The sequence below is a fragment of the Rhizobium sp. YJ-22 genome (genome assembly GCF_029601685.1).
In the GTDB taxonomy this organism is placed as follows: domain Bacteria; phylum Pseudomonadota; class Alphaproteobacteria; order Rhizobiales; family Rhizobiaceae; genus Metarhizobium.
Genome location: NZ_JARRIR010000002.1, coordinates 211,981 through 233,737 on the forward strand (window position 1 = coordinate 211,981; position 21,757 = coordinate 233,737).

General features: G+C 64.2%; 15 protein-coding genes. 7 read left to right on the forward strand and 8 right to left on the reverse strand.

Annotation, left to right across the window (positions count from 1 at the left end):
* Positions 1-100: 100 nt before the first annotated feature.
* The 4 genes from P7F60_RS05625 to P7F60_RS05640 form a co-directional block, all read right to left on the reverse strand.
* Complete coding sequence (locus P7F60_RS05625; RefSeq protein WP_277916734.1) at positions 101-1,513, reverse strand: FAD-linked oxidase C-terminal domain-containing protein; 1,413 nt, start codon at positions 1,511-1,513, stop codon at positions 101-103.
* 75 nt (positions 1,514-1,588) lie between these two features.
* The gene (locus P7F60_RS05630) at positions 1,589-2,254 is read right to left on the reverse strand and encodes an OmpA family protein (protein ID WP_277916735.1); all 666 of its coding nucleotides are present in this window, start codon (positions 2,252-2,254) and stop codon (positions 1,589-1,591) included.
* A gap of 95 nt (positions 2,255-2,349) precedes the next feature.
* Positions 2,350-5,496, reverse strand: coding sequence for an efflux RND transporter permease subunit (locus P7F60_RS05635; protein ID WP_277916736.1), 3,147 nt, complete (start codon positions 5,494-5,496; stop codon positions 2,350-2,352).
* Positions 5,493-6,653 carry an efflux RND transporter periplasmic adaptor subunit gene (locus P7F60_RS05640; RefSeq protein WP_277916737.1) on the reverse strand — a complete coding sequence of 387 codons (1,161 nt, stop codon included), beginning with the start codon at positions 6,651-6,653 and terminating at the stop codon, positions 5,493-5,495. Before P7F60_RS05640 ends, P7F60_RS05635 begins: the two co-directional genes overlap by 4 nt.
* A 293-nt stretch (positions 6,654-6,946) precedes the next feature.
* Here P7F60_RS05640 and P7F60_RS05645 point away from each other — a divergent pair, with 293 nt between their 5' ends.
* Positions 6,947-9,421 carry a UvrD-helicase domain-containing protein gene (locus P7F60_RS05645; protein WP_277916738.1) on the forward strand — a complete coding sequence of 825 codons (2,475 nt, stop codon included), beginning with the start codon at positions 6,947-6,949 and terminating at the stop codon, positions 9,419-9,421.
* Between the two features lie 194 nt (positions 9,422-9,615).
* On the opposite strand, the gene P7F60_RS05650 is transcribed toward P7F60_RS05645, so the two are convergent.
* Positions 9,616-10,938 (reverse strand): DUF2778 domain-containing protein, encoded by a 1,323-nt coding sequence (locus P7F60_RS05650; RefSeq protein ID WP_277916739.1) that lies wholly within the window; start codon positions 10,936-10,938, stop codon positions 9,616-9,618.
* A gap of 616 nt (positions 10,939-11,554) precedes the next feature.
* On the reverse strand, positions 11,555-12,979 hold the full coding sequence (locus tag P7F60_RS05655; RefSeq protein WP_277916740.1) for an amidase: 1,425 nt from the start codon (positions 12,977-12,979) through the stop codon (positions 11,555-11,557).
* Between the two features lie 136 nt (positions 12,980-13,115).
* Here P7F60_RS05655 and pncA point away from each other — a divergent pair, with 136 nt between their 5' ends.
* The 6 genes from pncA (at position 13,116) to P7F60_RS05685 (ending at position 18,476) form a co-directional block, all read left to right on the forward strand.
* Complete coding sequence (gene pncA, locus P7F60_RS05660) at positions 13,116-13,742, forward strand: bifunctional nicotinamidase/pyrazinamidase (RefSeq protein ID WP_277916741.1); 627 nt, start codon at positions 13,116-13,118, stop codon at positions 13,740-13,742.
* A 162-nt stretch (positions 13,743-13,904) separates the two neighbouring features.
* The gene (panC, locus tag P7F60_RS05665) at positions 13,905-14,780 is read left to right on the forward strand and encodes a pantoate--beta-alanine ligase (RefSeq protein WP_277916742.1); all 876 of its coding nucleotides are present in this window, start codon (positions 13,905-13,907) and stop codon (positions 14,778-14,780) included.
* A 1-nt stretch (position 14,781) separates the two neighbouring features.
* Positions 14,782-15,603 (forward strand): 3-methyl-2-oxobutanoate hydroxymethyltransferase, encoded by an 822-nt coding sequence (panB, locus tag P7F60_RS05670; RefSeq protein WP_277916743.1) that lies wholly within the window; start codon positions 14,782-14,784, stop codon positions 15,601-15,603.
* Positions 15,604-15,924: 321 nt separating this feature from the next.
* Positions 15,925-17,280 carry an NADP-specific glutamate dehydrogenase gene (gene gdhA / locus P7F60_RS05675; protein WP_277916744.1) on the forward strand — a complete coding sequence of 452 codons (1,356 nt, stop codon included), beginning with the start codon at positions 15,925-15,927 and terminating at the stop codon, positions 17,278-17,280.
* Positions 17,281-17,463: 183 nt separating this feature from the next.
* Positions 17,464-18,171 (forward strand): AzlC family ABC transporter permease, encoded by a 708-nt coding sequence (locus tag P7F60_RS05680; RefSeq protein ID WP_277916745.1) that lies wholly within the window; start codon positions 17,464-17,466, stop codon positions 18,169-18,171.
* Positions 18,168-18,476 carry an AzlD family protein gene (locus P7F60_RS05685; protein ID WP_277916746.1) on the forward strand — a complete coding sequence of 103 codons (309 nt, stop codon included), beginning with the start codon at positions 18,168-18,170 and terminating at the stop codon, positions 18,474-18,476. The genes P7F60_RS05680 and P7F60_RS05685 overlap by 4 nt, the downstream gene beginning before the upstream one ends.
* Before the next feature lie 42 nt (positions 18,477-18,518).
* On the opposite strand, the gene P7F60_RS05690 is transcribed toward P7F60_RS05685, so the two are convergent.
* The gene (locus P7F60_RS05690) at positions 18,519-20,351 is read right to left on the reverse strand and encodes an aminopeptidase P family protein (RefSeq protein WP_277916747.1); all 1,833 of its coding nucleotides are present in this window, start codon (positions 20,349-20,351) and stop codon (positions 18,519-18,521) included.
* 513 nt (positions 20,352-20,864) lie between these two features.
* Positions 20,865-21,743: a 50S ribosomal protein L11 methyltransferase gene (locus tag P7F60_RS05695; RefSeq protein ID WP_277916748.1), complete on the reverse strand. Its 879-nt coding sequence runs from the start codon at positions 21,741-21,743 to the stop codon at positions 20,865-20,867.
* Positions 21,744-21,757: the final 14 nt, after the last annotated feature.

Here is a 21,757-nt window from a genome sequence, read left to right on the forward strand (position 1 = left end):
CGCTCTACGTCCTTGCAATACGCATTTCCGAGCGGAAAACCGCTATCCACTTTTCCTGAAAATGCTTTACCGGCAAAGCGCCGCGCACCAAAGCATGGTTTCAATCAAGATGGAAGATTTTTCCGGGGTTGAAGATATTGTCGGGATCGAGCGCACGCTTGACCTGGCGCATGAGATCGACGGCGCCGCCAAGTTCGCGTTCCAAATAGGGAATCTTGCCCTGGCCGATGCCGTGCTCGCCGGTGCAGGTGCCGTCCATGGCCAGCGCTCGCGTGTTCAGCCGGGCGACGAAGGCTTCGGCCTTGGCAAGCTCGGCCGGGTCGGTATCGTCGATCACCAGGCTGACATGGAAATTGCCGTCGCCGGCATGGCCGACGATCGGACCGGTAAGGCCATGGGCGTTGATGTCGTCCTCGGTCTCGGCGACGCAATCGGCAAAACGCGAGATCGGCACGCAGACATCGGTGGCGATGACATTGCAGCTGGAGCGAAGGCTCTTGGCGGAGAAATAGACGTCATGGCGCGCCTTCCAGAGTTTCGCCCGCGCCTGCGGATCGCTGGTCCAGTCGAACGCACCGCCGCCGCATTCGGCGACGACGGCGGAGAATTCCTCCGATTGCAGCTTCACGCTGTCCTCGCTGCCATGGAATTCCACGAACAACGTCGGCTGCTCGATCAACGACAAGCCGGAATAGGCGTTGCAGGCGCGGATCTGCAGCGCATTGACCAGTTCGATCCGGGCCACGGGAATCCCGAGCTGGATGGTCATGATGACGGCATTGGAGGCATCGCGCAGCGTCGGAAAACCGCACACACCGCCGGCGATGACGGCCGGAATGCCCTGCAGGCGCAGCGTCACCGAGGTCAGGACACCGAGCGTGCCTTCGGCGCCGACGAAGAGCCGCGTCAGGTCATAGCCGGCCGAGGATTTTCGCGCCCGCCGGGCGGTGCGGATTTCTTCGCCGCTGGCGGTCACGGCGGTTACCGAGAGTACATTGTCCTTCATCGTGCCGTAGCGCACGGCATTGGTGCCGGAGGCACGCGTCGAGGCCATTCCGCCGATCGAGGCGTTGGCGCCGGGATCGATGGGAAAGAACAGGCCGGTGTCGCGCAGATGGACATTGAGCTGCTCACGGGTGACGCCGGGCTCGACGGTGCAGTCGAGATCCTCGGCATTGACCGAGAGAATGCGATTCATCTTCGAGAAATCGATGGAGATGCCGCCGGAGGGCGCATTCACCTGTCCCTCAAGCGAAGAACCGGTGCCGAAGGGAATGACCGGCACCTTCAGGGCGGCGCAGCAGCGCACCACCTCTTTCACGTCATCGGCGCTTTCGGCGAAGACGACGCCATCGGGAAGCTGCGGGGGAATATAGGTCAGCGTGTGCGCATGCTGGTGTCGTATCGCCTCGCCGGTCTGGAAACGCTCGCCGAACTGCGCCTTCAGCTTCTCCATTGCCCGGGCGATACCCTCTTCGTTGCGCGTGCCCGCGCGCAGATCCTGCAGCGCCATGTGAACCTCTCCCCTGATAACATGATGAAAATCCCGGCGCATCGGCTGCGCCGGGATGGAGCGGACCGGTGGCGATCAGCCCTGGGTGATCGGGGCGATGGTGATTTCCACGCGCCGGTTCTGGGCCCGGCCGGCGGCGCTGGCGTTGGAGGCGATGGGCTGGCTGGGACCGAAGCCCATGGCCGAGACGCGACGCTGGTCGATGCCCTGGTCGCCGAGATAGTTGGCGACGGAATAGGCACGGCGCTGCGACAGATCCTGGTTATGCGCGAGGCTGCCGGTCGAATCGGTATGGCCGTTGACGTCGATCAGCGTGCGGTTGAACTTGCGCAGCACGACGGCGACCGAATTCAGCGTCGGGAAGAAGGCCGGGCTGATCGCATCCTGATCGGTGGCGAAGGTGATGTTGGAAGGCATGTTGAGAATGATGCGGTCGCCGGCGCGTGTCACCGAAATGCCGGTGCCCTGGAGCTGGGCGCGCAATTCCGCTTCCTGGCTGTCCATGTAATTGCCGATGGCGCCGCCGGCCAGGGCCCCGATACCGGCGCCGATCAGCGCCGCATTGCGCCGCCCGACCGGCGAACCGCCAACGGCAAGGCCGCCGAGCGCGCCGAGACCGGCGCCGATCATCGCGCCGCCGGCGGTGTTCGATACCTTCTGTTCGCCGGTATAGGGATCGGTCGTGGTGCAACCGGACAGATAGACCGCCGCAACGCCAACAATGGCCAGTTTCTTCAGCATCGGTAAGCCTGCTCCTTTGAGAGTCGAATTCAAAACCCTCATAGCATGAATCGCGGCAAATTCATGGGGGAGCGGCAAAATGCCGAACCGCCGTTTTATTCGGCGGCCGCGGCTGGCATTTCCGCATCATTGGCCGCCGTCGTCAGTCGCCCGGCATGGGCCATTTCGGCATGCAGGCGCTGCTCCTCGTCGGCATGCGGCTTGGCGAAACGGGCAATCAGCAGATAGGCGACCGGGGTGACGAACAGGGTCACCAGCGTCGCCATGCCGAGCCCGCCGACGATCACCCAGCCCAGCGCATTGCGCGCCTCGGCCCCCGCCCCATGGGCGAAGACCAGCGGCACACCGCCGAGAATGGTAGCGATCATCGTCATCATCACCGGCCGCAGCCGGATCGAGCAGGCCTTTTCGATGGCGACACGCACGCCCTCGCCATGGTCGCGAAGCTGGTTGGCGAATTCGACGATCAGGATGCCGTTCTTCGCCATGACCCCGACCAGCAGCACGAGGCCGATCTGGCTATAGATATTGAGGCTCGATCCGGTCAGCACCAGCGCAAAGACGGCGCAGGCCAGCCCCAGCGGCACCGTCGTCATGATGATGATCGAGCTCAGCACGCTTTCGAACTGCGCCGCCAGCACCAGGAAGATGATGGCGATGGCGAAACCGAAGGTCAGCGCCATGCTGGAGGAATTGTCCTGCAAGGTCGCCGCCTCCGCCAGCGGCAGGATGCGCGCCCCCGGCGGCAACAACGGCGCGGCGATGCGTTGTGCTTCGGCCAGTGCATCGCCCAGCGCCAGCCCCGGCGCCAGGTCGGCGGTGATCGCCACCGACGACAATTGCTGCTCGCGGGTCAATTGCGGCGCGACGGCGCGTTCATCGAGCGAGGCGATGGTTGCCATCGGCACGATCTTGCCGTCGCCGGTCTTGACGAACAGATTTTCGAGATCGGTCGGATCGTCGATCGGCCGTGTATTGGAGGTCAGAAGCACCGGATAGGCCTCGCCGTCGACATAGACGTCGACCACCGAGCGGCTGTCGAGCAGCGACTGGATGGCGGTGGACAGGCCGGCGATGTTGACGCCCATGTCGGAGGCGCGCTCGCGGTCGATGGCGACCGAAAGCTGGGCCTGCGTCGGCTCATTGGTCAGGCGCGGCTGGCTGAAGCTGGCGTTCTCGTCCATCGCCTGCACGACCTTCTGCGCCGCGGCTGTCAGCTTCTCGTTGTCGCTGCCGAGAATGGCGAATTGCAGGCCGCTGCCGGCGCCGCGAATGCGCAGGCTGTTGGACTGGATGACGTTGACGCGCAGACCCGGCACCAGCGCCGTGGCGGCATTGATGTCGGAGACGATGTCGCTCTGGCTGCGCTCGCGCGCATCCCAGGGGGCCAGCGTCAGCACCATGAAGCCGTTATTCGACTGGTTGTTCATACCCGAGATCGAATAGACGTTGCGGATTTCGCCAGAAGCGCGCAACGGCTCCAACCCCTCCTCCACGCGCTGCATCTGGTCCTGCGTATAGGCGAGGCTGACGCCCTGCGGCGCCGTCACCCGCAGCATGACCATGGCGCGGTCCTCGCGCGGCGTCAATTCGCTGGTCACCATGGTGAAGGCCAGCACCGCCGCGACAGCAAACACTCCACCGACAGCGATCACCACCACCGGCGCGTTGAGGCAGGCGCGCAGCAGGCGCAGATAGATGTCGGAGAACCGATCCCCGATCCAGCCGAGAACGCCGTGATGCTCGACCATCTCCCTGGTCAGCATGCGCGAGGCGAGCATGGGGCAGAGCGTCAACGCCACGATCGACGACAGGCCGACGGAAAAGGCGAGCACGAAGCCGAATTCTCGAAACAGCCCGCCCACCTGCCCCGGCAGGAAGGACAGCGGAATGAAGACAGCCGCCAGCGTCGCCGTCGTCGCGATCACCGCGAAGAAGACCTCGCGCGTGCCGAGAACGGCTGCGGCGCGCGGCTGCAATCCCTGCCCGCGCCGCCGCACGATGTTTTCCAGCACCACGATGGCGTCATCGACCACGAGCCCGGTCGCCAGCACGATGGCGAGCAGCGTCAGGATGTTGATCGAAAACCCCATCAGATAGGTGGCGGCGATCGTGCCGATCAGCGCCACCGGCATGGTGATCGCCGGAATGATCGTCGCCCGCCAGTCGCGCAGGAAGAGATAGATGACGACCACGACGATGATCGCCGAGAGGATCAACGCCAGTTCCACCTCATGGATCGCACCCTCGATGAAGGCGGCGTCATCGCTGGTAATGGCGATATGGACGCCCTGCGGCACGGCGGCGGAGAGCTCGTCGACGGCGGCGCGCACGCCGGTTGAAATATCGAGCGTATTCGATTGCGCCTGGCGGATGATGCCGAGGCCGATGCCGGTAACGCCGTTGGAGCGCAGCGCCGTCGTGCCGTCACGCGGGCCGAGCGTCACGCTGGCGACATCGCCGAGCCGCACCCGGTTCTGGATGATGAGGTTTTCGAAATCCTGCGGCTTGGTGAGGTTGGCGGTGGCGCGCACGACGATATCCTGGGTCGTGCTGGTGATCGAGCCGGCCGGCACATCCATGGAGGCGGTCTGCAACATGGTCGAGAGGTCGGCGACCGTCAGCCCGCGGCTGGCCAGCGCCGTCTGGTCGATATCGACACGAAAAACCTTTTCCTGGTCACCATAGAGCTGGACGTCGGCGACGCCGTCGACGGCGGCGAGACGGTCGGAAATTTGCTTGTCGACGAGCTGCGTCAGATCGTCCATGCTGAGCGTATCGGAGGTGACCGCAAGCCGCATGACCGGCTGCGAATCGGCATCCGCCTTGACGATCTGCGGCGCATCGACATTGTCGGGCAGTTGCGACTGGATGCGGCCGATGGCGTCGCGCACATCGCTGGCGGCGACCGCCAGATCGGTCTTGTCGGTGAATTCCAGCGTCACCCGGCTGGATCCGAAGGAGGACGAGGAGGAAATCGATTTCAACCCGCTGACCCGGGCGACGCCGCCCTCGATGATGCGGGTGATCTGCTGGTCGATGGTCTGGGGTGCCGCGCCGTCCAGCGTGGTGCGCACGGTGATCACCGGCTGGTCGGTATCCGGCAACTCGCGCACCTCGATGCCGAACCAGGCGGCAAGGCCGGCGACGACCATCAGCGTGTTGAACACCAGCGCCAGGATCGGGCGGCGGATGAACAGGGCGGTGAATCCCCCGGATTTTCCTTCCGTCGAGGCGCTCATGGGGTAGCCTCCGCCTGCTGGTTGGACGGCTGGCCGGAAATGCGCACACCGCCATTCTCGCGAATGCGCAACAGGCCTTCGATGGCGATGTTCTCGCCGGTCGCGAGATCGGCCTGCACCAGAACCGCTTCCGGATTGCGCTGGACAATGCCGACCCGGACCTTCTCCGCCTTGGCATCGGCGACGCGCCAAACATAGGAGCCTTGCGAATCCCACTGCACCGACAGCGGATCGACGGCCGGATAGCTCTGTCCGGCAAACTTCATGGCGACAGCGAAGGACATGCCCGAGCGCAGCCGGTCGTCGCCGTTGTCGATACGGGCGCGGACGCGGAAGGTGCGGCTGGCCGGATCGACGCGGTTGTCGATGGCATCGACCACGCCGTGGAAGATCTCGCCGCGATGGGCGATGGCGCTGGCCTCGACCGCGCCGCCAAGCGCGATCTGGCTGATGAATCGCTCCGGCGCCCAGAAATCGACGAGGATCTCCGAACGGTCGTCGAGACCGACCAGCGTCGTCGCGCTCGTGACATTGTCACCGATGCTGACCGGTACGATGCCGACGATGCCGTCAAAAGGCGCAGTGACAGTGCGGCGCTTGAGGTTGAACTCGGCCGTCTCGAGCGCCAGCTTCGCGGTATCGCGAGCGATCTCGGCGTTGGAGACGTCGAGGCGCGAGACGGTCGACTTGATGTTCTGATAGATCTTCAGCTTTTCTTCGGCATTCCTCAGCGCCACGCGCGCCTGGTCGCGGGCGATCACCTGCTCGTCGCTGTCGAGGCGCATCAGCACCTGCCCCTGGCTGACCTTGTCGCCGGACTTGATGCCGATCTCAACGATGGTGCCGGAGACCTGCGGCGTCACCGTCACCGAGCGGATCGCCTCGCCGCTGCCGATGGCGTTCAGCCGGTCGTTGACGATGCCCTGGCTCACCGTGCGCACGACCACCAGCGGCGTGCGGTCATCGCCATGCGCCTTGTGGCCGGCGCCGCCGGTTGCCGCCTCGGGCTTTTCCCGCGGCGCGACGGCGGCGATCATCGCTTTCGGCAAGCCGAGCTTTTCCAGCGTCGCAGCCGAACCCGGCGCGAGCCAGACCCAGGCGAGAACCCCGCAACAGAGGACGACGATGCTGGTCAGAAGCTGTTTCCAGATATGCATTCAATTCTCCAAGCTTCCGCGACCGGAAGAAACAGGCAAAAGACGGTCGCGGCAATAGCAGCGTATTATGGTGCCGGAATGATAGACGGCAAAGCAAGGGCTGTCGCCTTACGGAATTGTAATGTCGTCACGACTTGAAATCGGCCTGCGTCATCGCATCAAGTTTGCGTGAAGTCGTCCGCCAGCCAGACATGGTGTTTCGCCTTCGATCTTCGCGCCGTTATCGGGCATTACGGAATGAAAGAAGAACATGCGTTCTGGCCTTTCGGAACCGAATCACTACATTACGCCGCATGACCAACGGTTTTGACGATATTCCCTTCTTCGACGAGGAGCCGGACGCACCGCCGCACAAGGCAGCGCCTGCTCAGGGCGTCGGCACGCCGAGCGGCATCGCCGCGCGCGCCATGGCAGCGCGCGAACCGGCGCGCCCGCAGGGCGCCTATCTCTCCGGCCTCAATCCCGAGCAGCGCCGCGCCGTCGAGACCATGGACGGCCCGGTGCTGGTGCTGGCGGGAGCCGGCACCGGCAAGACGCGGGTGCTGACCACCCGCATCGCCCATATCCTGGCGACCGGCAGCGCCTATCCTTCCCAGATCCTCGCCGTCACCTTCACCAACAAGGCGGCGCGCGAGATGAAGGAGCGCATCGGCGTTCTCGTCGGCGAGATGGTCGAGGGCATGCCCTGGCTCGGCACCTTCCACTCCATCGGCGTCAAGCTTTTGCGCCGCCATGCCGAACTGGTGGGCCTCAGCTCCGATTTCACCATTCTCGATACAGACGACGTCATCCGCCTCATCAAGCAACTCATCCAGGCCGAGGGGCTGGACGACAAGCGCTGGCCGGCGCGGCAATTCGCCGGCATGATCGACGGCTGGAAGAACAAGGGCCTCGGGCCCGCCGATATTCCCGAGGGCGACGCCCGCGCCTTCGCCAACGGCAAGGGCCGCGAACTTTACGCCGCTTATCAGGCGCGGCTGAAGACGCTGAACGCCTGCGATTTCGGCGACCTGCTGATGCATCCGATCCATATCTTCCGCACCTATCCCGACGTGCTGAAGGATTATCACAAGCGCTTCCGCTACATTCTCGTCGACGAGTATCAGGACACCAACACCGCGCAATACATGTGGCTACGCCTGCTGGCGCAGCGGCCCAAGGGCGTGCCGCAGAATGTCTGCTGCGTCGGCGACGACGACCAGTCGATCTATGGCTGGCGCGGCGCGGAGGTGGACAACATCCTACGCTTCGAGAAGGATTTTCCGGGCGCTGCCGTCATCAAGCTGGAGCGCAATTATCGCTCCACCGCCCATATCCTCGGCGCGGCCGGCCATCTGATCGCCCATAACGAGGGCCGCCTCGGCAAGACACTGTTCACCGACCGCCTCGACGAAGGCGACGACAAGGTAATCGTCCACGCCGCCTGGGATTCGGAGGAAGAGGCGCGCGCGGTCGGCGAGGAGATCGAGCAGCTTCACCGCAAGCAGCACAATCTCAACGACATGGCGATCCTGGTGCGGGCCTCCTTCCAGATGCGCGAATTCGAAGACCGGTTCGTCACGCTGGGGCTGAATTACCGCGTCATCGGCGGCCCGCGCTTCTACGAGCGCCAGGAAATCCGCGACGCCATGGCCTATTTCCGCCTCGTCTGCCAGCCGGCCGACGACCTGGCGCTGGAGCGGATCATCAACACGCCGAAGCGCGGCCTTGGCGATGCCGCCGTGCGCGCCGTCCACGACCATGCCCGCAAGCGCGGCGTGCCGATGCTCGCCGCCGCCGGCGAACTGATGGACACGGACGAGATGAAGCCGAAGCCGCGCAAGGCGCTGTTCGATGTCGTCACCGATTTCCGCCGCTGGCAGAGCCTGCTCGAAACCACCTCGCATACCGAACTCGCCGAGCAGATCCTCGACGAGAGCGGCTACACCGCCATGTGGCAGAACGACAAATCGGCGGAAGCGCCGGGGCGGCTGGAGAACCTCAAGGAACTCATCCGCTCGATGGAGGCCTTCGAGAGCATGCGCGGCTTCCTCGAACACGTCTCGCTGGTGATGGATGCCGAGCAGAACGAGAATCTCGACGCCGTCTCGATCATGACCCTGCATTCGGCCAAGGGACTGGAATTCGACACCGTCTTCCTGCCCGGCTGGGAAGAAGGCCTGTTTCCGCACCAGCGCGCATTGGATGAAGGCGGTCGCGCCGGGCTGGAGGAAGAACGCCGCCTCGCCTATGTCGGCCTGACGCGCGCCAAGCGCCGCTGCCATATCTGGTTCGTCTCCAACCGGCGCATCCATGGCCTGTGGCAATCCACCCTGCCCTCGCGCTTCCTCGACGAACTGCCACCCGCCCATGTCGACGTCGCCGCCGGCGATACCTCCTATGGCGGTTACGGCGGGCGCGGCGGCTACGGCCAGTCACGCTTCGACAAGGCGGCCGATCCTTTCAGCAATTCCTATTCGACGCCGGGCTGGAAACGGGCGCAGGCCAACCGCTCCGAGGCCACCCGCGACAATTGGGGTACGCGCTCCGGCCATGCGGTCGAACGGATCGGCTATGGCGAAAGCGGCCCGCGCGGCCGCACCATCGAGGGCGAACTGGTCGCCAAGTCGACCAGCGAGACGCCGTCGCAATTCTCGGTCGGCGACCGGGTCTTCCATATGAAATTTGGCAACGGCACCGTCGCCACCATCGAAGGCAACAAACTGACCATCGATTTCGACCGTGCCGGCCAGAAACGGGTTTTGGAAGGGTTCGTCGAGCGGTCGTGAGCCCGCTTGATTTTGCGGCAATCTACCCACAATCGTCATCCTCGGGCTTGTCCCGAGGATCTGCCTTCATTAGCCAAACAATTGAGATATCAGACAATCTCTGATGTTTGCAGATGCTCGGGACAAGCCCGAGCATGACGGTGAAGAGGGGTGGTGCCAGTCCAGGCGAACCGCAAGGCCCGCCTGGAAAATCATCAACGCATGCGCCGTTCCGAGGAAATACCGCCGGACTTGCGGTCGTCGGCGGAAGCGGTCAACCCACCCCAGGCGGACATCTTCGGGACGATGATCATTGTATCCACCTGGCCGCTCTGGAAGGCGCGCAGGAAGCGCTTGTAGTCGGCGAAGGCGACGCAGCCGTGCGAATCGCCACGACGACGCAGCAGGTAGCTATGGGCCAGCAGGCCGACACGACCCTTCGGCGCGATGCCATTTGTCGGCGTCAGGCGAATGGCGGCCACCCCGTGGAACAGGCTTTCGCGCATCGACAGCTTGTAGGTGCCGGGCGGGGTCGGCCCGCGCATCGTCACATGGGTGTATTTCGGATTGTCGCGCATTTCGCCGATGCCGGAATGGGCTTCCAGCTTCTCGCCGTTCGGCATATGCACCACACCGGCGGAAATGTCGTAATAGGCCACCTTGCCGCCGCGACGGCGCGGGAAGGTGGGGATCAGCGACCGGCTCGAATCGTCATCCTCTTCCAGCGCCGAAGTCGGCTTGGCATAGGCAAGTTCGGTCGTCTTGGCCGGCTTGCGCTCCTCCGGTTCCGGCTTGGCCAGTGCGACGCGCAGTTCCGGTTTGGCGGCCGGCAGCGGAATCGATGCGGGGAGCGACTCGGTGGCTTCGGCAGCGGCGGCCTCGCGTTCCGCCATGACATAGCTGAAGGGCTTCGGCAGCGAACTGGCCTGCGCTGCGGTCGGCTCGACGAGCGCGCTGGCCAGGACCGGCTGGGCAGCGGCCTTTGCGTCGGCGGCTGCGAGAATCGCATCGTCCTTGCCGCGTGTCAGCGCCGCCATGGCCTTTGCCGGCTCGGCGGGGCGCGGCGGCGCGGCAGAGGCCACCATCGTCGACTTGGTGTGGAAAGCGCGAATCGCCTGCGCCGTCAGGCCATGGGCCTTGGTGGTCCCGGCCTTGTCCGGCGTCAGGCGGGCAAGCATGGCCATGCGTTCGCGCGAGGAGCGGATCGCCTCATCCGTCAGCCCGCTCTGGGCGATCTGGTCGACCAGCGGCAGCGGCGCGCGCGAAAATTTCGTCGGGCGGATGTTCCGCTCGCCGGGTTCGCCCCGCACGATCGGATTGAGCGCCAGCCTGGTTTCGAAACGGTTCCGGTCGCCCGATGCCGCCGCCGTGGTCAGGCTGTTCATCGTCGCCAGCGTGCCGACGATCCAGCAGACTGTGGCGGCCCCAACGCCGGTTACGACGAGGCCACGGAGGAGAGCGCGGGAGTTGCGCCGACGCGCCGGCTTTGCCTGGAACGACAAGGCGCGATGATTGGTCTGTGTGACGGCAGATACCATGTTACTCAATACCCAAACGCAAAACTCGATCCGGCGTCACCAGACATAGCCAAAAGGCCGGGAGCGGCAGCGAGCGAAGTGAAAGCTCTTCGCATCGGCTGGTGTGATGGTAAGGATGACAAACTATGGTAACCAATTCCTTTACGTTGTCCCGAAGCGGGCAATGGCCTTGCGGAAAATTTACTATGTCTCGTCAAAGTCTTTGCCTGGCAGCGCGGCAGAGCAGCCGCGACGGCACAAGCGGGAGCGCGCCCGGACAGCCTATGCTGGCGCGGACGAATTTCCTGTGGCGAGAACGGCAGATTCCCCCGGCCCCGCGCGCAAGTCCGACCCGGCGCGTAGACGCCGCACGTTCGGGACATTGCGTAAAATCAATACGATAGAATGGTTTCGCGGTTCACACGAAGCGCGAATGCCCCCTGATCGTCCTCAAAGCGTCTTCATGCAATCCCGATGCAAAACCGCTGTCGCGCTTTTGCTGGAATCGCTCCGGCATGATGGACGGCTCTCCGAACCGTCGGCGGCACCGGCAGTCCCACAGAAATATGGAAAGACTGCGGCAGAACGGTCACGCGAGGGAAAAAAGTTAACGCCGGCGTAAACCGGCATCACTTTCTCACTTGGCAATCGCAGGTGCTTGGGACAGCCAGTCGGTGCGCGATTCGTAGGCCGCGGCCATGTGCAGCACGGCGAGATCGGCGCGCGGGCGACCGATGATCTGGATGCCCGCCGGCAGCCCGTTGCTGCCGAAACCGGCCGGCATGGCGGCGACCGGCAGGCCGAGCATGCTCGGGCCGATGACCACTTCCATCCAGCGATGATAGGTATCCATCGCCTTCCCGCCAACGGTCTTGGGCCAGTCGAGCGTCACGTCGAAGGGGAAAACCTGCGCCGTCGGCAGCACGAGGAAATCATACTCCTCGAACAGGCCGCACATATAGCGATACCAGTCGCTGCGCACCGAGGAGGCTGCGAAGACCTGCGCAGCGGTCAGCGCATTGCCGTTTTCCACCTCCCAGATCATTTCCGGCTTCATGTTCGCCCGTCGCGCCGGGTCGGCATAATCGGCGGCCTGGCCTCCGGCGACAAGGAAATGCCGCAGCGTGCGCCAGCTATCCCAGACGCGGGCCATGTCGAAGCGATGGGTGACATCGCCGACGCGGCAGCCGATCGTGCGGAACACCTCGAGCGAATCGCGGCAGAGATCGAGCACCCCGTCCTCGAAAGGCAGGTAGCCGCCGTAATCGCCGAGCCAGCCGATACGGGCGCTGCTCATGTCGACATCGGGATCGAGGACGAAAGCCTCGTCCGACAGCGAATGCGGATCACGAATGTCATAGCCGGTCTGCACCGCAAGAAGGGCTGCGACATCGGCGACGTTGCGGGCCATCGGGCCGTTGACGGCGAGCTGGCCGAGGAACAGTTCGCGGCCCAGCGCCGGCACGCGGCCATAGCTCGGACGATAACCGACGACATTGTTGAAACCGGCCGGATTGCGCAGCGAGCCCATCATGTCGCTGCCGTCCGCCACCGGCACCAGCCGCGCCGCCAGCGCCGCCGCCGCGCCGCCGCTGGAGCCGCCGGCGCTCTTGCCGGTGTCGTAGGGATTACGGGTCGGGCCGAAGACCGGGTTGAAGGTATGCGAGCCCAGGCCCATTTCCGGCGTATTGGTCTTGCCGATGATGATCGCGCCGAGCGCGCGGATGCGCTCCACCTGGATATCGTCGAAATCCGGCACGAAATCGCGGTAGTTTTCCGAACCGAAGACGCAGGGAATGCCCTTGGCCGGCGCCAGATCCTTCACCGCATGCGGCAGGCCATGCATCCAGCCCTGCGAGCGGCCGGCGTCCAGTTCCGCGTCGCGTTCACCCGACTCGCGCATCAGTTCCTCGGCGTCGCGCAGGCTGACGATCGCGTTGATCTTGGGGTTGATGCGGCCGATGCGCTCCAGATAGGCCGCCATCACCTCGCGGCAGGATACCGTGCGATCATGAATGGCGCGGGACAATTCGAGGGCGGAAAGATCGGTGATCGCGGTCATGTCTGGTATCCTCGCTGCATGATTTCGTTCCCGCCCGAGCCTTAGCAGAGTTGAGCGGTTCCGCGAAAGGCCAAGCTTGATCCGGCGGCGCGAACTTGGCATCCTGCCGGCACGATCTTGCAAAGGGAACAGGCATTTGAAAGCGCTGCTGCTCATCGACATCCAGAACGGCTTCTGCCCCGGCGGCAACCTTCCCGTCGCGGAAGGCGACCGGGTCGTCGCCGTCGCCAACCGGCTGATCGACAGCGGCCGGTACGACCTGATCGTCGCCTCGCAGGACTGGCATCCGCCCGGCCATGGCAGCTTCGCCTCCGCCCATCCCGGCAAGCAGCCCTTCGAGATGGGCGAACTCTCCGGCAAGCCGCAGATGATGTGGCCGGATCATTGCGTGCAGGGCACGCGTGATGCCGAATTCCACCCCGGCCTGCATGTCGACGACGTCGACTACATTCAGCAGAAGGGTCAGAACCCGGCCGTCGACAGCTATTCCGCCTTCCGTGACAATGACCAGGCGGCATTGACCGGCCTTGCCGACTACCTCAGGGACAAGGGCGTCACCGAACTCGACCTCTGCGGCCTGGCGACGGATTACTGCGTGAAGTTTTCGGCCCTCGACGCAGCCGACATGCTGCCCGGCGTCAAACTTCGCTTCATCGCCGATGCCAGCCGCGGCATCGCGCCTGAAGGCGTCGCGGCGGCAATCGCCGAAATGCGCGCCCGTGGCATCGAGGTGATCAACAGCGATACCGCGCTCATCTCCTGATCCAACACGCGCCAAGCGGTTGCCTTTTTGCACTGCACAGTGTAAAAATCCCTCGCTTTTTAGGGAGGAAAGGCGTTGGCGGCATAGTTTATGCCGCAGTGCGATAAGACAGGAGCATGTCTGTGCGCGCCCGTCGAGGCGGGCAGGCTCCGGGGAGGCAGTATGGACATCATTCGCGGCATCGCCGCTCTGCGCGAGCGGCTGGCCGAACACCGTCGCGCCGGCCGCCGCATCGGGCTTGTGCCGACCATGGGATATCTCCATGTCGGCCATATGCAGCTCGTCGCCCGTGCCAAGGCCGAAAACGACATCAGCGTCGTCTCCATCTTCGTCAATCCGCTGCAGTTCGGCGCGAATGAGGATCTGGCGCGCTATCCGCGCGATCTCGACCGCGATGCCGCCATGCTGCGGGAGGCCGGCGTCGATTTCCTCTTCGCCCCCGACGTGCCCGACATGTATCCGAGGCCGATGGAAACCGTCGTCGACGTGCCCACGCTCGGCGCCGAGCTGGAAGGCGCGGTGCGGCCCGGCCATTTCGCCGGCGTCGCCACGGTCGTGACCAAACTGTTCAACATCGTCCAGCCGGACAGCGCCTATTTCGGCGAGAAGGATTACCAGCAGGTCGCCGTCATCCGCCGCATGGTCGAGGATCTGGCCCAGCCGGTGCGGGTCGTGCCGGTGCCGACCGTGCGCGAGGCGGATGGCCTCGCCTGCTCTTCCCGCAACGTCTATCTGAGCCCCGAGCAGCGCCGCGCCGCCGTCATCGTGCCGAAGACGCTGATCGAGGCCGAACGCCTTTATCGCGAAGGCCTGCGCGAAGTCGCCGCCTTCGAGGCGGCGCTGCGCGCCTTCATCGCCGCCGAGCCGCTGGCCGGGCCTGAAGTCGTCGCCATTCGCGACCCTGAAACGCTGAAGCCGATGGAGACCATCGGCGAGCGCCCGGCGCTGTTGGTGCTCTACATCCGCATCGGCCAGACCCGCTTGCTCGACAACGGCCTGATCGGCGCCGCCCAGAACATTCTCGGAAAGGCCGCATGACATGAGCGCAGTCGGACGCCAGAAGCGGGTCTCGCCCGCCGCCATCACCGCGCTCAAGGGCGAGCGCCCCATCGTCTGCCTCACGGCTTATACGACGCCGATCGCACGGCTGCTGGATCCGCATTGCGACCTGCTGCTGGTCGGCGATTCGCTCGGGATGGTTCTCTACGGCATGGAGTCCACCATCGGCGTCACCACCGAGATGATGATCGGCCATGGCAAGGCGGTGATGCGCGCAGCCACCCATGCCTGCGTCATCGTCGACCTGCCCTTCGGCGCCTACCAGGAGTCCAGGGAACAGGCCTTCCGCACCGCCGCCCGCATCATGATGGAAACCGGCTGCGACGGCGTGAAGCTGGAAGGCGGCGAGGAAATGGCCGAAACCGTTGCCTTCCTCGTGAAGCGCGGCATTCCGGTCTTCGGCCATGTCGGGCTGATGCCGCAGCAGGTCAGCGCCACCGGCGGCTATCGCTCGCTCGGCCGCACCGAAGACGAAAGCGACAAGATCCGCCGCGACGCCGCCGCCATCGGGCAGGCTGGCGCCTTCGCCATGGTCATCGAAGGCACGGTGGAGCCGCTCGCCCGCGAGATCACCGCAAACGTTGCCGTACCGACCATCGGCATCGGCGCTTCGCCCGCCTGTGACGGCCAGGTGCTGGTCTGCGACGACATGCTCGGCCTGTTCAACGACTTCAAGCCGCGCTTCGTCAAGCATTTCGCCTCGCTGGCGCCGCTGGTCTCACAAGCCGCCGAAGACTATGCCCGCGAGGTCAGGGGCCGCACCTTTCCCGCAGACGAACATACGTTCAAGCTGAAACGCTGACGCCTCTCGGCACAATCCCCGGTAAGCACGGCAAGCCGCTCCCCGCCGTTCCGGCAGGGAGCGGCCGTGTGCTGCTGTCGGCGAAAAATGCTGTATGGCGCAAAAACAAGCACATCGCTCAAAACTTAGACAGAAGCTTACAAAAGCGGTTGCGCTGGCGCAATAATAGGCACATAAGTTCGCAAATTGTGCAACTTCCGTATTCCGAGTCCATAAATAGATCGGAGACATAACCAAAAGCCGCCGCTTTTCAACGACGCGCTCGCCTTGAAGCGGCAGCCGTCGAGAGAAATCCTGCGGCCTGAACGAAAGGGGTGCCGGATGGCGACCGTTGACGAAAAGCTTGAACCGATCCTTGCCCAGGTCTTGCACCGCAACCCGGCGGAACCCGAGTTCCACCAGGCCGTGCGTGAGGTTCTGGAAAGCCTTGGCCTCGTCGTCTCCAAACATCCCGGTTATCTCAGCGATGCGCTGATCGAGCGCATCTGCGAGCCGGAGCGCCAGATCATCTTCCGCGTGCCGTGGGTGGACGATAAGGGCCAGGTGCGCATCAACCGGGGTTTCCGTGTCCAGTTCAACTCGGCGCTCGGCCCCTACAAGGGCGGCCTGCGCTTCCACCCCTCGGTCAATCTCGGCATCATCAAGTTCCTCGGCTTCGAGCAGATCTTCAAGAACGCGCTGACCGGTCTGCCGATCGGCGGCGGCAAGGGCGGCTCCGACTTCGATCCGAAGGGCCATTCGGACGGCGAGATCATGCGCTTCTGCCAGTCGTTCATGACCGAGCTCTATCGTCACCTCGGCGAGTATACCGACGTGCCGGCCGGCGATATCGGCGTCAGCGGCCGTGAGATCGGCTGGATGTTCGGCCAGTACAAGCGCCTGACCAACCGTTTCGAGGCCGGTGTCTTCACCGGCAAGGGTCTGAGCTATGGCGGTTCGCTGGTGCGTAAGGAAGCGACCGGCTATGGCGCCGTCTACTTCACCCGCGCCATGCTGTCGCGCAAGGGCACGGATTTCGAGGGCAAGAAGGTCACCGTCTCGGGTTCCGGCAATGTCGCGATCTACGCCATGGAACAGGCGATCAATTACGGCGCCAAGGTCGTGGCCTGCTCCGACAGCAGCGGCTATCTTGTCGACGAGAATGGCATCGATCTCGGTCTGGTCAAGGACATCAAGGAAATCCGCCGCGAGCGGCTTTCCGAATACGCCCGCACCCGCCAGACTGGCGTGCACTTCATCGCCTCCGGCAAGGGCTCGATCTGGGATGTGCCCTGCGACGTCGCCCTGCCCTGCGCCACGCAGAACGAACTGTCCGGCAAGGATGCCCGCACGCTGATCGCCAACGGCGTCATCGCGGTCGCCGAAGGCGCCAACATGCCCTCGACGCCGGAAGCGGTGCGCGCCTTCCAGGAAGCCGGCGTGCTGTTCGGCCCCGGCAAGGCCGCCAATGCCGGCGGCGTCGCCACTTCGGCGCTGGAAATGCAGCAGAACGCCAGCCGCGATAGCTGGAGCTTCGAGACCGCCCGCGAACGCCTCGGCCAGATCATGCAAGGCATCCATGACCGCTGCGCAGAAACGGCGGAGGAATACGGCGCAAAGGGCAATTACGTGCTCGGCGCCAACATCGCCGGCTTCATCCGCGTGGCGGAAGCCATGCGCGCCCAGGGCGTCATCTGATCGCCATTGGTTGACAGCGTATGGAACGGCCTCGGATTCATCCGGGGCCGTTCGGCATTTCAGGCAAAGGGCTTGAAGCGCGAAGCCAGGCAGAGTAATGGCAACGCCTTTAAATGTTTGCGCATTTCCGGACGGAAAACCGCTCCGCACTTCTCCTGGAAAATGCTTCAAAAGGCAAAGCGGATGAGCAGCAATTCGGATTTTGCGGAAGGCCTGCGCGGCGCTTTTCCGATCATGGCTTCGGCCGCGCCCTTTGCGGTGCTGTTCGGCGCGGTGGCGATCGCCAACGGCCAGACGGTGGCCGAGGCCGCGCTGATGAGCGCGACGGTGTTTGCCGGCGCCAGCCAGTTGGTCGGCATCGAGCTGTTCGGCCACAAGGTGCAGCCCTGGCTGATCGTGCTGTCGGTGCTGGCGGTGAATTTCCGCCACATCCTCTATTCGGCAGCCATCGCGCGTTTCATCAGCCATTTCACGCCGCTGCAGAAAATCATCGGCTTCCACCTTCTGACCGACCCGCAATTCGCCCAGAGCGTCCAGCGCGGCGAATCGGGCAAGAAGGTCAGCTTCGCCTGGTATCTCGGTTTCGGCGTGATGATCTTCGTGCCCTGGGTCACGCTGACCGTCGCCGGCGGCATCTTCGGCAGGCTGGTCGGCGATCCCAGGATCATCGGCATCGACGTGCTGCTGCCGATCTACTTCATGGAAATGGTGCTCGGCTTCCGCAGGAAGGCCGGTTTCCTGCCGATCGTCGTCGTCAGCGCGCTGGCTTCGGTGCTGGCTTATCGTTACGTCGGCTCGCCCTGGCATGTCAGCATCGGCGCCGTCGCCGGCGTGGCGCTGGCCGCCTTCCTGCCCTCCGCCACGGCAGGCGCCGAGGAGCCGGTCGAATGAGCACGTTCCTCAATACGGATATGGTGGCGCTGATCCTGATGTGCGCCGTCGCCACCTTTGCGACACGCATCGGCGGCTATATGCTGATGGCGCGGATGAAATCCATCCCGCCGCGCCTCGATGCGGCACTGAACGCCGTGCCGGCGGCGGTGCTGACCACGCTCGTCGCCCCCGCCTTCTATGCCGGCGAGATCGACATCAAGATCGCCATGGCGGTGGCGCTGGTCATCGGCCTGCGCTTTTCCGTCATGCCGATGCTGCTCGCCGGCTGGTGCATCGTGATGGTTTTTCGTCATCTTCTCTAAAAATTCGGACGGTGAAGGTTTCCCCTCGCCGGCCTTTTCATTTCAGATCAGCGGCCGCGTTGCCTGCGCCAGCCAGTCGCGCACATCCTTGCGCTCGATCAGCGGTGTCAGCGCCTCGCGCGTACGGGCGTGGTAGTCGTTGACCCAGTCGATCTCCTCACGGGTCAGAAGCTCAGTGACGATCAAGTCGCGGTCGATGGGGCAATAGGTCAGCGTTTCGAAGGACAGCATCGGCGCATCGCCGCCCTCGACCGCTTCCGCCTCGCGCACATAGATCAGGTTCTCGATGCGAATGCCGAAGCTGCCGGGCCGGTAATAGCCGGGCTCGTTCGAGAGGATCATGCCGGGCAGCAGCTCCTGCGTCGACAGCCGCGAAATCCGCTGCGGCCCCTCATGCACCGAGAGATAAGAGCCGACGCCATGGCCCGTGCCATGGGCGAAATCGGCGCCCGCCTTCCACAGGTTGATGCGCGCCAGCGGGTCGAGATCGCAGCCGCGCGTGCCCTTGGGGAAACGCGCCGTCGAAATGGCGATCATGCCCTTCAGCACCAGTGTGAAGAAGCGCTTGCGTTCGTAATCCACCACGCCGATGCCGACGGTGCGGGTGATGTCGGTGGTGCCGTTGACGTATTGCGCGCCCGAATCGATCAGGAACAGTTCGCCGCCATCGATAGTCCGGTCGGTCTGCGTCGTCACCCGGTAATGCATGATCGCCGCATGCTCGCCGGCGCCGGCGATGGTGTCGAAGGAAATATCCTTCAGCGGGTTTTGCATCGACTGGCCGACACCGGCCCTGATCTCCTCGAGTTGTTTCGTCGCATCGATTTCGGTGACCGAACCGGGCTTGACCTGATCGAGCCAGTGCAGGAACTCGGCCATCGCCGCCCCGTCCTGGAGATGCGCCGCCGCCGAGCCGTTGAGTTCGGCGAGGTTCTTGCAGGCGCGCGGGATTTTCGCCGGATCGTTGCCCTCGACGATCTCGCCGCCTTTGGCGCCAATCAGTTCGACGAGCGCATACGGCGTCAGGTCGGGATCGACGAGAATGCGGGCGCCACCGGCGGATTGCCGTGCCAGGGCGGCTTCCAGCTCGGAGGACGACCGTTGCAGGCAGAGCTGCGCCAGATAGGCTTCCGCCTCGATATTGGTCTTGCGCTTGTCGAGGAACAGGAGCGGTTTGCCGGAAGCAGGCAGAATGGCGCGCGCCAGCGGATGCGGCGTATGCGGCACGTCGCTGCCGCGAATGTTGAAGATCCAGGCGACCGAGGACGGATCGGTGATCAGCACGGCCGAAAGCTCCTTCGCTTCGAGATCGGCCTGGATGGTGGCGATCTTGTCCCTGGCCAGCACACCCGATTCGGAAATGTTCTGGATATGGACCGCGCCGAGCGGTTCGGCCGGGCGGCTGATCCACAGGCGGTCGAGCGGATTGTGATCGAGCAACACCAGCGTCCCGCCGAGTTCGGCCAGCGCCTTTTCGAGGCGGCGCACTTCGGCGCCGGTATGCAGCCAGGGATCGATGCCGAGCCGCATTCCCCTGGCTCCGTGCGCCTTCAGCCAGAGATGCGGCGGCTCGCCGACGAGATCGCCGCCGGTGAACACCGCGCCGTCCACCTGCTGCGCAAGCTGGGTAACGTAACGGCCATCGACGAACACCACCGCCTGTTTGCGATCGACCAGCGCGATGCCGGCAGAGCCGGTGAAACCGGTGAGCCACGACAACCGCTCAGACGAAGCTGGCACATATTCGCCCTGATATTCGTCGGCGCGCGGCACCAGAAACGCATCGATGCCAAGCGTATCGAAGCTTGCCCGCAGCGCCTCGACGCGTTCGCGCCCATATTGCGGCGTTGACGTGACTTCGAAGGATTGAAACATGGCGGCCATCCCGGTTCGCATGAAAATGTCGTCCACTTCTACTCTCCCGGCGCACCTCGAAACAAGGGATGCGCCCGGCGCATTTCCAGGAAATATAGGCGGCGGTTTTGCCGCCGGGACGACGACCCGCCCAGGCTTCCCGTTTCGGGCGAGAAACTAAGGCAACCGAACAACGTCCAATAATCGACATATGCGGATGCCGCATGGCACCCATGAGCAATCGGCTCTGTTTCGGTTTTTGAAAATAAGTATAGTGCCGGCCAACGAAGCGGTTTCGAACGAAACCAAGTCGAAAGAAAATGAAAGAGCTGCTTGCTCGAAACGAAATGTGTCCGGTCACTCCTCCTCCCTCCTCCGGCCACATTGTCGAGCATCAGACGCCCGCTTGAGCATTCTCCTCCTCCGGCTCGCGGGCACCGATCAGGTCAGACTGATCGAGCAAGGCGGTGCCTCTGGCGCCGCCTTTTGCTTTTTTGGGGGTTCTTGAAGAAGGCCGGATGAAAAAGGCGCGCCTCAGCGCGCCTTGTCCAAATGGATGGTCACCCAGCCGTTGCGCCAGATAGTGCGGATGTGGCGCAGGCGCGCACCATTATAGGCGGCCAGCACCTTCCAGCGCTGCGAAGCGAGAATGCCCGACAGAACGACCGAGCCGCCCGGCGCCAGATGAGTGACGAGCTGCGGCGCCATCTTGATCAGCGGCCGCGCCAGAATATTGGCGATGATCAGGTCGAACGGCCCGGCCTTGTCGAAGGCATCGGAATGAAAGCCAGGCGCCGTCGCAACGGTGATTCCCGAGGCGATGCCGTTGCGCTTGATGTTTTCACGCGCGACGGCGGTGGCGACGGGATCGATGTCGGTCGCCAGAATCGGCACTGGCTTGAGCTTGCGCACGGCAATCGCCAGCACGCCGCTGCCGGTTCCCAGATCCAGCGCATTGCGCACGGTGCGCGAGCGCACCACCCGGTCGATCACCTCGAGGCAGCCCGCCGTGGTGCCGTGATGGCCGGTGCCGAAGGCCTGGCCGGCATCGATCTCGATGGCGATGTCGTTGACGGCGACCTTGTCGCGGTCATGCGAGCCATGCACGAGGAAACGCCCGGCGCGCACCGGCGACAGGCCCTCCAGCGATTTCGACACCCAGTCGATATCCGGAATCACCTCGCGCTCGATGGAAAGATCGCCATGCTCGGCCGAGAGCAGCGCCTGCAGCCGCTCCGAGACCTGCGCCTCATCGTCGAAGGTCATGTAGACGGAGGCTTCCCAGATATCCTTGCGCTCGTCGATCTCGGTGGTGGCGATGGCGAAATCCTCTTCGCCGAACACCTCCGTCATCAGGTCGAGGATCGCCCCGGCCCGCGCTTCCGTCGTCGTCACATACAGGCGAATATCCACGGCAACCTTCTCTC

Coding starts and splice junctions, on each gene's coding strand:
- panB (WP_277916743.1), top strand. CDS start 14,782: ATGAGCGCAGTCGGACGCCAGAAGCGGGTCTCGCCCGCCGCCATCACC.
- P7F60_RS05650 (WP_277916739.1), bottom strand. CDS start 10,938: ATGGTATCTGCCGTCACACAGACCAATCATCGCGCCTTGTCGTTCCAG.
- P7F60_RS05645 (WP_277916738.1), top strand. CDS start 6,947: ATGACCAACGGTTTTGACGATATTCCCTTCTTCGACGAGGAGCCGGAC.
- P7F60_RS05690 (WP_277916747.1), bottom strand. CDS start 20,351: ATGTTTCAATCCTTCGAAGTCACGTCAACGCCGCAATATGGGCGCGAA.
- panC (WP_277916742.1), top strand. CDS start 13,905: ATGGACATCATTCGCGGCATCGCCGCTCTGCGCGAGCGGCTGGCCGAA.
- P7F60_RS05685 (WP_277916746.1), top strand. CDS start 18,168: ATGAGCACGTTCCTCAATACGGATATGGTGGCGCTGATCCTGATGTGC.
- P7F60_RS05680 (WP_277916745.1), top strand. CDS start 17,464: ATGAGCAGCAATTCGGATTTTGCGGAAGGCCTGCGCGGCGCTTTTCCG.
- P7F60_RS05625 (WP_277916734.1), bottom strand. CDS start 1,513: ATGGCGCTGCAGGATCTGCGCGCGGGCACGCGCAACGAAGAGGGTATC.
- P7F60_RS05635 (WP_277916736.1), bottom strand. CDS start 5,496: ATGAGCGCCTCGACGGAAGGAAAATCCGGGGGATTCACCGCCCTGTTC.
- P7F60_RS05655 (WP_277916740.1), bottom strand. CDS start 12,979: ATGACCGCGATCACCGATCTTTCCGCCCTCGAATTGTCCCGCGCCATT.
- P7F60_RS05630 (WP_277916735.1), bottom strand. CDS start 2,254: ATGCTGAAGAAACTGGCCATTGTTGGCGTTGCGGCGGTCTATCTGTCC.
- gdhA (WP_277916744.1), top strand. CDS start 15,925: ATGGCGACCGTTGACGAAAAGCTTGAACCGATCCTTGCCCAGGTCTTG.
- P7F60_RS05640 (WP_277916737.1), bottom strand. CDS start 6,653: ATGCATATCTGGAAACAGCTTCTGACCAGCATCGTCGTCCTCTGTTGC.